The following is a 12,957-nucleotide window of genomic DNA, read 5'->3' on the forward strand; positions in this document are numbered from 1 at the left end:
CATTCACTATTTTTATACTTTTATTCCAGTTCTCATTTTTGCACTTCTTGCTCTTGAGTTTTCTTCAATCTCCTTTTCATCGGGGATAATCGCTTTACTCTTGATCAGTTCAAATGCCTTTTTATAATTTCCGTAGATATCTCTTGCCGGTTCTCCTTCAAACATTCCATTTTTCAGGAATCTTTTTACCAGACGGTCTTCCAGAGAATGGTAAGAAATAACAACTAGTCTTCCTTCCGGTTTTAAAACATTGTAAGCCTGAACCAGCATTTCTTTTAAAACCTCCAGTTCCTGGTTTACTTCAATTCTTATCGCCTGAAAAAGCTGTGCATAGAATTTATTGACCTTATGAGGAGGGATATAGCTGAAAAGCTTTTTCAGATCCTCTGTGGTTTCTATGGTTTTTGTTTTTCTGTGATGAACGATTTCTCTTGCCAGTTTTCTGGCTTCTCTTAATTCTCCGTAATGGTAAAAAAGATCGGCAAGCTCTGCTTCTTCATATTCATTGATCACTCTTTTGGCATCCAGATTCTGCATAACATTCATTCTCATGTCCAAAGGAGCATTACTTCTGGTAGAAAAACCTCTGTCTGCTTCATCGAATTGGTGAGATGAAACACCTAAGTCTGCCAAAACACCATCAACCTGAGGAGCTCCATACATTAATAATGAGTTTTCCAGAAATCTGAAATTCTGATTAACTAATGTAAATCTTGGGTCATCAATTGTATTTTTAAGTGCATCCAGGTCCTGGTCAAAACTAAACAGTTTTCCTTTTTCAGAAAGTCTGCTTAGGATTTCCCTTGAGTGGCCACCTCCTCCAAAGGTGCAGTCTACATAGATTCCGTCAGGATTCGTCACCAAATCATCTACACTCTGCTTCAACAAAACGGGGTTATGATACATGCTTAATTGTGTTTTATTAAAATATACTAATAACCATCACAGCTATTCTTCATCGAAAGAGCCCATTACATCCTCAGCAAGGCTTGCAAAATCAGTTTCGTTGGTGGCTATTACCTTTTCATAAGCCTCTTTATCCCAAATTTCAAAAAGCTCCCCGGCGCTGGTAATCACAATATCTTTCTGAAGATTTGCGAAATGGGTCAGGTCTTTTGAAATTTGTAATCTTCCAGCATTATCCAACTCTACTGTTTTTACGCCTGCTGTAAACATTCGTATGAAATCAGCATTCTTTTTTATGAATCTGTTCAGTTTATTAATTTTGCCCATCAGTTTATCCCATGCATTCATAGGGTAGACTTCCAGACAAGGTTGGAACACAGATCTTTTGACTACAAACGCCTTATCGTCGAAGTTTTCCATCTGTTTGATTAAAGATGAAGGAACTTTTAGGCGGCCTTTGTCGTCAATTTTACACTCATATGTTCCAATGAAACTTTTCATTTGGGACAAATTTATATAATAATTTCCAAAATTTCCCACTTTTTCCCACTTTTTGACTCAATGTTAATAAGTTTTATTAAAGATTGAATTTCGATTGTATAAATGCCTGACCTGGAATGGGTTGCTAAATGTGTTATTCAGGCCATAATAAAGAGGTTTCGAAAAAAAAAGTTAAAAAGGAGAATATTATATTATTTTTATCTTAAATTAGGATAATCAAAATATTTTTGAGGTTTAATTTGTATTTTTGCAAAGCTTCATTAAAGCGTTTTATGATATTTAGTACAAAAAAAGAAAAGAAATATTCCTATGTAGAGGCGGGAGAAGGACATCCATTGGTGCTGTTGCACGGATTAATGGGTGGTTTGAGTAATTTCGATAAAATGGTAGATTTTTTTTCGGACAGGGGTTTTAAGGTGTACGTGCCTCAATTGCCTATCTACGATCTGCCGGTACTCAATACGAATCTTACCACCATAGCAAAATATATTATCAAGTTTATAGAAAGCCATATTTCGGGACCGGTAACTATTGTAGGAAACTCAATGGGAGGTCATGTAGGGCTTATTTTAACATTGGCAAGACCGGATCTGGTGAAAAATCTTGTTCTGACAGGAAGTTCAGGATTGTATGAAAGGACATTCGGGGATAGTTTTCCCAGAAAAAATGACCGTTCTTATATCAGAAAGAAAACGGAAGAAGTTTTTTATGATCCTAAAATTGCCACTGAAGATCTTGTAGACGAGGTATTCGGGGTAGTTAATGACAGAATGAAGGGAATAAAAACCGTCATGCTGGCCAGAAGTGCTATTAAACACAATATGTTGAATGATCTTCCCAAGATAGTGACACCTACCTGTCTGATCTGGGGAAAACAGGATAACGTAACTCCTCCGGAAGTAGCCGAAGACATGCACAAGTTTATCCCAAATTCAGATTTATTTTGGATAGATCAGTGTGGGCACGCTGCCATGATGGAAAAGCCAGATGAATTCAACGAAATTCTCTATAGCTGGGTAAAAGATAAAGTTTAAATACATAAATAACCATTAAGAACTTCTTAATGGTTTATTTTTCTAAAATATATTCAAAATGATTATTAAGACAGCAGATTTTGTAAAGAGTAGTGGAAAATGGCAGGAATGCCCTGAACCGAATATTCCGGAATATGCTTTTATCGGAAGATCTAATGTAGGAAAATCCTCATTGATCAATGCCATGATGAATCATAAAGATCTGGCTAAAACTTCACAGACTCCGGGAAAAACCCAGCTTATCAATCATTTTCTTGTGAATGAAAACTGGTATCTTACGGATTTACCGGGGTATGGTTATGCTAAAGTTTCAAAATCTCTGCGAAAAGATTTTGAAAAGCTGATTACCAATTATATTTTAAACAGAAGAAACCTTGTTAATCTTTTTGTATTGGTGGACTCCAGACACAGCCCTCAAAAGATTGATTTGGAATTCATCCAATGGTGCGGAGAGAGCGGAGTTCCGTTTTCTATTGTTTTTACAAAGGTTGATAAGCTGAAACCTAATGTAGCCATTCAGAATGTAGAGAACTATAAAAATGAGCTGTATAAAACATGGGCAGATTTACCGGAACTTTATGTGACTTCTGCGGAAAAGAAATCAGGCTGCGATGAGATTCTGAATTTCATCCAAAAAACGAATGAATTTTTAATAAATAATCATGTAAGTTTCGATGAGTAATATAATCTGGAAAATTAAAACTTTTGAAGAGTTTACGGTTCCTGAGTTGTATTCAGTATTAAAAGCACGCATCGATGTTTTTGTTATTGAGCAGAACTGCCCTTATCCTGATCTGGATAATTATGATCAGAAAGCAGTACATATCTGGGCCGAAGAAGAAGGCCGGGTTCTTGCATACTGCCGTGTTTTTGATAAAGGGATCAAGTATGATGAGACTTCATTTGGACGGGTTTTAACCACAGAACAGGCCAGAGGAAAGAGCCTGGGGAAACTGCTGATAAAATATGCTGTAGAAACCATAGAAAACCGTTTTCATACCTCTGAAATTAAAATTTCAGCTCAGGATTACCTGCTGAGATTTTATTCTGAATTCGGGTTTGTGGATACGGGCAAAAAATATCTTGAAGATGATATTCCGCACACGGAAATGATTAGAAAATAAATAAAAGCGGAGAAATTTATTCTTCGCTTTTTTAGATAATTAACTATATAGGCCTGTTTTTAATTTCCTGAAATAGCCTTTAAGATAATGGGTTCAAGATTGGACGGAAGGTCGGCAGATTTGATCTGGTATTTTTTGATTTTCATTTCTTTAAACCAATTTTCCCAGTATTCTTTAATCACACCTTCTTCAAATGGATTGCCTTTCTTCGGATTGATGCCGAGAACAATTACTTCTAAGTTTTTAAGATTATCATTTGCTTTTACAAAGCCATACTCATTTTTCTCAATGACAGTTTTGTAATCAGAAGCAGTAAGCTTCTGTGACCTTATTAAGTTAGGTGTTAAATAAGAGGTTTTTGACTTTTCCGAAAATTTAGAATCATCATGATACATATATCCGTCAGTCAGTATAAACAGAATGTTTCTGTGATCATCTTTGATGCAGTAATCGCTGATCTTGTTTTTGAAAAACTCCCAAATATCAGAACCTACAAATGATTTGTCTTTTATAGCCGACTGATAAATGTTTAAGGGTAGTTCTGCATACTTTTTCTCTACGGAATCAAAATAACTTCTTGGAATATCCCTGTTGAAAGAAACTTTTAAGTCTTTTGTGAAGTCATTCATTTTCGGGTCAGAAGGTTCCGGGTTAAAGAAAACCTGCATCTGATCATCATAAGTAATTATTTTTTTTGATTTAATATGATTTAAAAATCCCCTTTCAATAGCTTTAATATATTCCGTGTCGCGTTGGTAATATTCCATTGTAGGGTTCGGATTTGTTTCAGGATCAATTCTATCTGACAAATCAATTAATATACTGACATTGATATTGTTTGAATCAACAATAATTGAATTCTTCTTTTCTTCATTTGTCCCAATTTTTTTCTCTTTACAGCAGGAAACCAAAGAAATAATCATTAATAAATAGAATATTTTTTTCATATTTTACGATTATAAAGATGATAAATAAACTAAATTTTGATTGTCGGAATTAGCACCCACAGTTTCCAGATTGGTATTGTAAGCTGCAATGCAGTCATCAATCATTATTTGTTTCTCCGTTCTTGATACTGCGATTTTTTCACCAATAAAAGTTATCCAGCCTTGAACATACTCTGAAGCATACAGTTTGTAGTCTTTAGTTGGAATAATGACTCCGTCAATGATATTCTGTAATTCTTCAATTCTACCCCGTGTTTTGATAACAGATTCTTTTATACTTCCGATGTTGGCAAGAATTTCTTCAATTTCCTTCTTCAAAGCACTGATCTTTTCCTGAAAGAATTCAACTTTTTTCTGTCTGATTTCCTGTTCGTTTTTGATCTTGTCTTTTTCACGGTGTTCTTTCATTACAAAATCGAAAACGACTCCCCAGATAATATATACAATGAATCCTGCGAAAATGATCCCCCAAAACTGAATTTTGGTAAAAGCTATAGTAAGATCGAAAGGTGGAGAATTAAAAGTTTTATTTAATTCATATAATTTTGATTCAATTTCATAGGCTAAAATGGAGTCGAAAACAAAAGTAACAATGAATAATAATCCCAATTTGATGTAATTGGCCGTTGTTTTATTTTCACCGAACATATGAACCAAAAAACCTAATCCCAAAAATACAAACGGAATTAATGTAACAAATGCTCCTTCAATAACTCCTTCATTCCATGCTTTGCTGAAAGCCTGTGCATCCAAAACACTTTGGATTACGGTACTTTTGGCATCAAAATTTTTAAAAAAAGCGGAATAGGAAGTTGAAATATAAAACGTGAACAAATACAAACTAATAGGAAACAGAAGAATTGCTCCGATCCAAAACTTTGTGGAGGCACCTCTTGTTGCTTTTACATTGTATTTTTCGGGATTTCTCGGAAGATCAAGGATTTCTGACTTTAAGGCTTCAATGGTGTGCTGATGATTTTCAATGTCTATGTTTTTTGTTTTCAGCTGTTCCTCTTTTGTTTCTTGTGATACGCTTAACGCCTTGATTTCTGTTTCTCTGTTTTTTTGTTCGTTGACATAAGATTCTTTCAGTTTTTGTTGTTTTTCAACCATTTCTTTTTCCTCATTCTGAAATTTTGAGTAAACGGCGTCAAGACAGATGGATAGAGTAGAGTGGTTTCCGCTGGTCCGCGAACTGTCTCTGTACCCGGATTCATGATAGGTTCTTTTCCTGCTTTCTTCGGAAGATTCTTCGTTCAGAGCGGCTTCGTTTTTAGAAAACGGTTCCTCCTTAGGCTCTATGGGAACAGACTTTAATTTAAATAAATTTTTTATACTGATGGTATCCATGATGAGTTAGTTTTTTAATTCATATAAAATTTCACTTTTATTCTTTCCGATTTTTACGGCTTCAATGAGATAATCTACAATTGCCGTTACGTTTTCTTCCAAAAAACCAAACATCAGAACATACTTTTGCATTGCAGAATATTCGTTCGGAGAAACACTTCCGTCCGCCCATATCATTACTGTGAGATCATACAGATAATCTACTTTTTCTTCAATAGTTTTCGGAATTAATGATTTTAAATTGATCGGGTTTAAAAGGATTTCGTCCAGATTTTTTGATGAAATTCCTCTTTCTTCCGCGCATTTGTATAGCATTTTTAATTCTAAAGCACTGAAATCATCATCACAGATGGCCATTTGATATAATCTTAAGAAGTGAGCTTTGAGGTTTTCCGTTATTTGATTGTTTTCCATGATGGTTATTCTTCTTTTATTTTTTTAGGATTAATGATTCTGTCTCTTGAAACAGTTCTTTGATGTATTGGCGCCGATTGTTCTGAGATTTCTTCGGTAGCTACTTCTTCCTCTGTGTGTTCTGCTTTTTTTACGAAATTGATCAATAAAAATAAAATTCCCGTTATAACATCAAGCGGTATCCAAATGTTTTTCCGATACAGATAAATCGGAAACACAGGATTGAAAAGGATGAGAATGACAAGAAAAATTATACTGAAATAATGCTGCTTAAGGCTTAAAGTATTGTATAAAACCAGTAAAGCTCCGATGGAAACAAGAATTCTGAGGAAAGTATAATATTCTATAGGAAGTCTGAAAATACCGATGAAACAACAAAGCGCACAGAAGGTGAGAAATGGTTTCATATTTAAAATCCTGTTTTGATATTATATTTAGAATTAAACCGGTTTTCAGACATAAAAATAAAAATGAAGAAATCGAAAAATGCAATTAATGCGGGAATGAAAGTCCAGCAAAATACCAGATAAAGTAATCCCATAACAGTTTGGCCTAAGTAAAATCTGTGAATGCCTAATCCTCCCAGGAAAAATGCAAGTAAAGCGGTGGTCGATTTTGATTTCATAATTTAAACTCTTGCTAAAATTTCGTTCTTTTTTATTTCAAACTCTTCAGGAGAAATTATTCCGTTCTCCTTTAAATCTTTTAATTTCTGCAATAAGGCAAAAGGATCTTCATTCTCTATCAGCAATGTCTTTTTTTCCTGCTGAAATTGTGGAGATGGTGTGATAATAGGAGTGGCATTGTTTACGGTTACGCCTCCTGCAGAAGCTCTCAAAGTTTCAAGATTTTTTTCTCTTCGTAAACCGCGCATTCTTTCTTCCACTTCCTGTGCAAACTGATACAGTTTTCTGGCTTGATTTTTTGGAAGATAATCCATCGTATTGGTATAGTTTGTTGTTGTTCTCATGATAAATGTAGAACCAACAATTCCTTCTTTGATGTGGCAATCCGCTACATCTACCCAGCTGTAATCCTGAAAATCCATTGATAAGCCGAAGGTTTTTGGCCTGCAGAAAATAATTCTTCTGTTAGTTAAGGCAATACAATCAGGAGATAAATTGATAACAGGTTTCTTTTGAACAGCTATATATTCTACAGCTTCCTGTAAGGTGAGAAGGCTGTTGATTCTTCCTAAAAGCTTTTCAACAGCTTGAGGATCCTGCTCTTCATTTAAGAATTTCTTTAAGTTCATATTATTTTGTTTTTTGATTATTGTATGTTTTTATTGAAGATGTACCCTTTTTTTTTACTTGATTTTACCTGCACCCTGTACCAAGAGCCTTCTTTTGCAAGCTGAATCAATTGGGTGTTTTTGGGAACGGTTGTTATTACTTTAGATTTAAATGATGGTCTTTCGTAAATATTTATCGCTTCAATTCCCGCCATATATCTGTTGCTGGAGCTAATATTAACCTTATCAATAAATACTTTTGGCGGCTTACCAGATTCAATTTTTGAGGATTTATAAGAATCTGAAGATTTGTGTTTTTTATATTTACTTTTAGTGGAGCTGCCTGAAGATGAGTTTCTTCCAGAAGATTCGCCACGACAGACACCACAAGTTCCACCACTGTTGCAGTGCCCGCACCCTGAACAATTTGAACAGGCGGTGCAATAGGCCGAACCCGTACATCTTCCAAAGTGTCCTATGTTGTCATTGGCTTTAAAGCAAGCATTTAAAAGAAATAAGCTGAAAGAAAGTACGATGAATGGGATTAATTTTTTCATGGGTATCATTTTTTAGGAATAATTTTCTAATGTCTGATGAAGTTGGCTCCTATAATTGTAGATTTCATCAAGAGTATTTAATAGAACCTTTTCTCCCGCCTCCTTTCCGTTGTGAAAAGTTTCTAAATATTTATTCGTTGTATTAAAATGTAATCTGCAAAGTGGCTTTCTGTTGTTATCATCCAACAGAATCCCGAAGTAGGATAAAGTGTCTCTGTAAGCAATTCTCGAAGACGGAATTTTCTCTCTCAGAATGGCTTTTACAATTTGAAATCCTTCCAGCTCTTCTTCTGTGGTGACAATTTTAGAATCATTATTCTCATCGATAGGCTGTGATGTTTTTATATCATCTTCTCTTTTTTCTATTTGCTCATTAATGCTCAATGCGGATTTTAACCGGAAACTGATGGATTCATTAATAGAAGTCGTTAAAGCTTTTTTAGCATATTCTTTGAAAGAAACCATTCTATTTGCTGTTAAAGGCTTTTCAAAAAAACGGTTCACTAAAAGCTTTACCATTTCATCAGACGGATTTTCGATCTCTTTTTCGAATTCTTTTCTGATGGCTTTGATGTATTTTAATGCTTCTGCAGAATCGAGAATGCTTTCCAGATTATAATCTTTCTTTGTGAAGCTTTCCAGAATTTTAATGGAACTGTCTTTTAGGTCTTCAATATTAATAGTGAAAAACGGTTTTTCATCCATGATATTGGGCTTCTCCAAATCTGTATAAAAGTTGTAAACTATTCCATTGGTTAAAACTCCAAATCTAGTTTTCGAAACGTGATAATACCTATGGAGCTGAGAATTATGGGCATCAGCACTTTCTTTCCAATGTTTACATTCAATAATGAAAATGGGTTCATCATTATTTTTGATTACATAATCTACCTTTTCTCCTTTCTTTGTTCCGATATCACAAACATGTTCGGGGACAACTTCAGTAGGATTGAAAATATCATAACCCAGGATCTGTATGAAAGGCATCACAAAGGCATTTTTTGTAGCTTCTTCAGTACCAATTTGCTCCTTTAGGCCTGTTACTTTTTGATGTAACTGTTCCAGTTTTATTTTAAGATCCATGGTTTTAATTTTTTAAAGTTTCATCAATGATTTCTGCGTTAGCTGCATTATTTTTTACAGAAGTAATTCCGTTTTCCATACCAGATTTTGTACTATACAACTGGCTTTTACCAATAATTTCTCCATTTCTGGCTTTAAGAACAAAATAATCTTTGTTATTTACAGCTTCGCGTCTGTCATATCTTGAATCTTCCTGTGAATTGACTTTTACAGATTCTATTCCTTTTTGGCATGACGCCTTCTGGACATATCCTTCGCTGGTTAAAATAATTTCTCCGTTTCCGGCTTTCAGATTGAATTGATACTCGTTGTTGACTCTTTGTGTGATTACAAATTTTCCCATGATTACTATTTTTTATTTTTAATGAATCTTTCTGAAACTTCCGTTTCATTAAGAACTTGTTGATTAGGTAAAATGATTTGAATTTCTCCAGAAAGATTTTCTATGATGTAAGCACCAGATCTGCAGTTTTTAAAACGATATTTGAACGCTTTTAAACCTGAAATAAATCCATCATTAATTGTTCTTTCGTAGACGTATTTGGAACAGCTGGTTCTGAAAATGCATTTCCTTCTTTTTGCTGGAGGAATTACCATCCAATACATTTTAATAAGAAGAATTAGCAGGCTTTTCATTTTCTTCCTTTGTAAAAACAGCCATTTGATATGAAGTCATATAGCCTGGTTTCTGACCAAGACCAAAGCAGCCATCAACAGGTTGTATATAGGTAGATACACTTTCCAGTCTTACATATTCCCAGCCGTTATTGGTATGAATTTTTATTAAATTGTCAAGTTGCTCTGCAATATTTTTTGCACTCATATTTTGTTGATTGGCAGTTGCAACAAATGGTATTACTTTGTATTCCATAATTGTTTATTGTTTTAACACTTCAAAAATATGAGCATTACATCTTGATCCATTACGGAAAACCATAAACTGAAATTACTTCATAAAAAAACCTTCCAGAAATGCTGAAAGGTTGGTTTTTAGTTTTTAATAAATAACAAGTTATATAATGCCAATGTCTTTGCATATAACGATCAATTCAATATTGTTTTTGGCTCCAAGTTCAAAGCGGAGATCATTTAACCTTTTTTCTATGGCACTTCTGCTGTCAGGGGTTATTTTATTTTCTTTAAAATATATTTCAATTTCACTTTGTTTCCACCCCTTAGAAAGAAGCTCAATAAGGGTTACATCATATTCTGTAAACCCAAAGGATGTGTTTCGGATAGAATTTAAAATCTCTTGTGGAATAACGGTTTCACCGGAAAAAACCTTCTTAATTGTATTTCTTAGATCTTTACCGTCATTTCTTCCCTTGCTTACAAAACCATTGATATTCTGTATTTTAAAAAGATCATCAATGATTTTAGGTTTCTTTTCTATCGAAAATGCAATAATCTTCAAACTAGGTTGAATTTTTTTTACCTCTTCGATCAACCTCTGACCGGAATTGATCGTTTGCTCTATATGATCTTTATCAAAAGATAAGTCTGTAATTAACAAGTCGTAAGGAATATTGTTTGTAGCTGCTGTTTTTATTTTTTGTAAGGCATCATCACAATAATTTACAAAATCAAAATTCTGAATCTGTAATTCTGTAAGTGTATTTACAACTCCTAGATTCCTGACTTCGTGATCTTCGGCTATAAGGATTTTTTTAAACATATTTTGGTTGTATTGGAATGGTTATTCGAACAATTAATCCACCTGTAGGATTTTTTTCAAAAATAATATCTCCTCCTATGCTTTCAATACGGTTTTCCGTATTATGGATTCCCGTTCCTTTTTGATGGTTTAAATCATTGATTCCTATGCCGTTATCTGTATATCTTATTTTTAAGCAATGATTGTCTTTCTCAAATTTTACAGAAGCTAGTTTTGCGTGGCTGTGTTTTTTCATATTCACAAGAATCTCCCTCAAAATATAGTAAACCTCAAGCTGTGTATTATATGAAATATTCTCCCAGGTGCTCTCTTTGTATCCTACGGGTAAAACCTTCTGCACATCAGAAGAATAGGAGGTCATCATATTGATAAAGCGTAATGCAAAATCTTTCTCTGCCATATTCTCATGAGAAATATCTCTGGATTCTTCATACATTTTTTCAATATCGTTAAGAATTCTTGTTTTGTCCATGTTAGGGTTATTCTGAACATCAATCATCATGTGGTAAAGCCCGTTGGCTACCACATCGTGAACCTTTTTAGACATCTTCAGTTGCGTGTTTTTTACTTCAAGCTCCTTTTCCTGCTGAAGCCTTTTTTTCCTTCTTCTGTACCAAAATAAGCCACCAATTAAGGATAAAGACAGAGCACCTATACCAATATTTTGATAGAGGAGCTGAACTTCTTTCTCTGCTTTCTGGAATTTTAATGTTTGATTCTCTGTATTCTTTTTTTCTACATCGTACCTTATTGTTGCAAATTGATTTTTTGCCTTATTTCTTGCAATTTGTACACTATCATTTAATTTTTGGAACTCTTCAAAATAGACCAGATTATTATTAGGAGTTAGATTTATTATTTTTTGTAATGCCTGGAGCTGATCCTCGAAACTCTTATTTTTTTTAGCAGTATTCAGCATTTGCCGAGCATAGTACAACGCTTTCTTTTTGTCAGAATAAAAATAATAATTAGCTAATGTAGCATAGCTTGAATTCTCATCTATGCTGCTATTATTTCTTTTCCTTATTTCCAGCGCTCTATTAAATTCAAAAAGAGGGTTGTAGTTTTTATCATCATAATATTTTGCTCTTGCTAAGTTATTGATGACCATTGCGTATTTTAGACTGTCTGTCGTTGGCAGCGCTAGCTGTATGTTTTTAATCGCTTCTTTATATTTTTTTAAAGTGATCAAAGCTGCTCCGAGATTATTTTGAAACATATACTTATCTTCTTTAATATTGGTATATTGAATAGCCTTTTTATAATATTTGATGCAGTTATCAAAGTCATAAAGATAAGAGGAACAGATCGCCATGTTATTAAAATTTGAAGCTGATGTTCGCAAACTTATATTGTCTGTTTTATTTTCTAAATAACGATCGGCTTCAAGAGAGGTTTCAATACTTCCATAGTAATCTCCTTTTTGTTCTTGTAATATTGCCATGTTTACCAATGCTCTAGCAACTCCGGTTGAGTCTTTTGCCTCAAAATACAAGTTTTTAGCCATGTTAAAGTAATAGAATGGGTTACCAGTTGTGTCACTTTTAGCTATTTTATAATAAACTTCAGCATCTGTAATACTTTCTTTTTCTGATTTTTTGCTATTACAGGAGAGTAATAGGATTGATAAGGAGATAGTAAAGAGTTTTTTCATGGAGATTACTTTGTAGTATCCAAAGTAAAGAAAAAGAACAGATTGTACAATCTGTTCTTTCATAATGATTAAGGTTGGCTATAAGGGGGTGGAACTTGTCCTGTATTTCCTCCTGTGTTTCCTCCGTTTCCGTGACCATTTCCGTTTCCGCCTCCGTCTGTAATTGGGTCTTCTGTTATTGACATTATTACTGTTGCGTCATTATCACATGTTGCTGTATGTGCATTATTATTTGAGAATGCTAAACCGAATAGCATTAGTATAATCTGGATCATTTCCTTAAAATTTTTGAAGTTGAAATTGTTTTTCTTCCTCCTGAGAAATCTTGATCTCAGGCTGTACACATTAAAATTTCGAAGCGCTTCTTAATTTTTTGGGAAGTGAACCTTCAAAAACGGAGGAGAAACATCTGCTTCCCAACCCGGAGTTTTCCTCCGTTTTATCTGGTGATTTTGAAATCAGTTTTGTAAATTTGTTT

At 34.0% G+C, this 12,957-nt stretch carries 19 protein-coding genes; 3 read left to right on the plus strand and 16 right to left on the minus strand.

Annotated elements, in window-relative coordinates:
- Positions 1-12: 12 nt before the first annotated feature.
- Together rsmH and mraZ are read right to left on the minus strand one after the other, a co-directional pair.
- On the minus strand, positions 13-906 hold the full coding sequence (rsmH, locus tag MP478_RS17340) for a 16S rRNA (cytosine(1402)-N(4))-methyltransferase RsmH (protein ID WP_230032930.1): 894 nt from the start codon (positions 904-906) through the stop codon (positions 13-15).
- Positions 907-948: 42 nt separating this feature from the next.
- Positions 949-1,407, minus strand: coding sequence for a division/cell wall cluster transcriptional repressor MraZ (gene mraZ, locus MP478_RS17345; RefSeq protein ID WP_047489740.1), 459 nt, complete (start codon positions 1,405-1,407; stop codon positions 949-951).
- 272 nt (positions 1,408-1,679) lie between these two features.
- Here mraZ and MP478_RS17350 point away from each other — a divergent pair, with 272 nt between their 5' ends.
- From MP478_RS17350 to MP478_RS17360, 3 genes are read left to right on the plus strand one after another with little or no spacing between them, the layout of a single operon-like run.
- Positions 1,680-2,441, plus strand: a complete 762-nt coding sequence (locus tag MP478_RS17350) for an alpha/beta fold hydrolase (RefSeq protein WP_230032924.1) — start codon at positions 1,680-1,682, stop codon at positions 2,439-2,441.
- A 58-nt stretch (positions 2,442-2,499) separates the two neighbouring features.
- Positions 2,500-3,123 (plus strand): ribosome biogenesis GTP-binding protein YihA/YsxC, encoded by a 624-nt coding sequence (gene yihA / locus MP478_RS17355; RefSeq protein WP_230032918.1) that lies wholly within the window; start codon positions 2,500-2,502, stop codon positions 3,121-3,123.
- Positions 3,116-3,565 (plus strand): GNAT family N-acetyltransferase, encoded by a 450-nt coding sequence (locus MP478_RS17360; RefSeq protein ID WP_257201159.1) that lies wholly within the window; start codon positions 3,116-3,118, stop codon positions 3,563-3,565. Before yihA ends, MP478_RS17360 begins: the two co-directional genes overlap by 8 nt.
- 59 nt (positions 3,566-3,624) lie before the next feature.
- On the opposite strand, the gene MP478_RS17365 is transcribed toward MP478_RS17360, so the two are convergent.
- The 14 genes from MP478_RS17365 to MP478_RS17430 form a co-directional block, all read right to left on the minus strand.
- Positions 3,625-4,512, minus strand: coding sequence for a hypothetical protein (locus tag MP478_RS17365; RefSeq protein WP_257201160.1), 888 nt, complete (start codon positions 4,510-4,512; stop codon positions 3,625-3,627).
- A gap of 9 nt (positions 4,513-4,521) precedes the next feature.
- Positions 4,522-5,862, minus strand: a complete 1,341-nt coding sequence (locus MP478_RS17370) for a beta-carotene 15,15'-monooxygenase (protein ID WP_257201161.1) — start codon at positions 5,860-5,862, stop codon at positions 4,522-4,524.
- 6 nt (positions 5,863-5,868) lie between these two features.
- Positions 5,869-6,276: a hypothetical protein gene (locus tag MP478_RS17375; RefSeq protein WP_230032909.1), complete on the minus strand. Its 408-nt coding sequence runs from the start codon at positions 6,274-6,276 to the stop codon at positions 5,869-5,871.
- Between the two features lie 5 nt (positions 6,277-6,281).
- Positions 6,282-6,683, minus strand: coding sequence for a DUF6804 family protein (locus MP478_RS17380; protein ID WP_257201162.1), 402 nt, complete (start codon positions 6,681-6,683; stop codon positions 6,282-6,284).
- Positions 6,684-6,685: 2 nt separating this feature from the next.
- The gene (locus MP478_RS17385; protein WP_257201163.1) at positions 6,686-6,901 is read right to left on the minus strand and encodes a TM2 domain-containing protein; all 216 of its coding nucleotides are present in this window, start codon (positions 6,899-6,901) and stop codon (positions 6,686-6,688) included.
- A gap of 3 nt (positions 6,902-6,904) precedes the next feature.
- Positions 6,905-7,531, minus strand: a complete 627-nt coding sequence (locus MP478_RS17390; protein ID WP_257201164.1) for a PH domain-containing protein — start codon at positions 7,529-7,531, stop codon at positions 6,905-6,907.
- A gap of 17 nt (positions 7,532-7,548) precedes the next feature.
- Entirely contained in the window at positions 7,549-8,067 is a 519-nt protein-coding gene (locus MP478_RS17395; RefSeq protein ID WP_257201165.1) for an SH3 domain-containing protein, read from the minus strand.
- Positions 8,068-8,079: 12 nt separating this feature from the next.
- Complete coding sequence (locus tag MP478_RS17400) at positions 8,080-9,150, minus strand: type I restriction endonuclease (protein WP_257201166.1); 1,071 nt, start codon at positions 9,148-9,150, stop codon at positions 8,080-8,082.
- Positions 9,151-9,154: 4 nt separating this feature from the next.
- On the minus strand, positions 9,155-9,493 hold the full coding sequence (locus MP478_RS17405) for a YegP family protein (RefSeq protein ID WP_257201167.1): 339 nt from the start codon (positions 9,491-9,493) through the stop codon (positions 9,155-9,157).
- 5 nt (positions 9,494-9,498) lie between these two features.
- Complete coding sequence (gene yidD / locus MP478_RS17410) at positions 9,499-9,786, minus strand: membrane protein insertion efficiency factor YidD (protein WP_257201168.1); 288 nt, start codon at positions 9,784-9,786, stop codon at positions 9,499-9,501.
- Positions 9,758-10,021, minus strand: a complete 264-nt coding sequence (locus tag MP478_RS17415; RefSeq protein ID WP_230032894.1) for a hypothetical protein — start codon at positions 10,019-10,021, stop codon at positions 9,758-9,760. The genes yidD and MP478_RS17415 overlap by 29 nt, the downstream gene beginning before the upstream one ends.
- Before the next feature lie 141 nt (positions 10,022-10,162).
- Complete coding sequence (locus MP478_RS17420; RefSeq protein WP_257189564.1) at positions 10,163-10,825, minus strand: response regulator; 663 nt, start codon at positions 10,823-10,825, stop codon at positions 10,163-10,165.
- Positions 10,818-12,479, minus strand: a complete 1,662-nt coding sequence (locus MP478_RS17425; RefSeq protein ID WP_257201169.1) for a tetratricopeptide repeat-containing sensor histidine kinase — start codon at positions 12,477-12,479, stop codon at positions 10,818-10,820. The genes MP478_RS17420 and MP478_RS17425 overlap by 8 nt, the downstream gene beginning before the upstream one ends.
- 68 nt (positions 12,480-12,547) lie before the next feature.
- Complete coding sequence (locus tag MP478_RS17430; protein ID WP_257201170.1) at positions 12,548-12,754, minus strand: hypothetical protein; 207 nt, start codon at positions 12,752-12,754, stop codon at positions 12,548-12,550.
- Positions 12,755-12,957 lie beyond the last annotated feature (203 nt).

The sequence above is a fragment of the Chryseobacterium sp. WG14 genome, from assembly GCF_024586945.1.
In the GTDB taxonomy this organism is placed as follows: domain Bacteria; phylum Bacteroidota; class Bacteroidia; order Flavobacteriales; family Weeksellaceae; genus Chryseobacterium.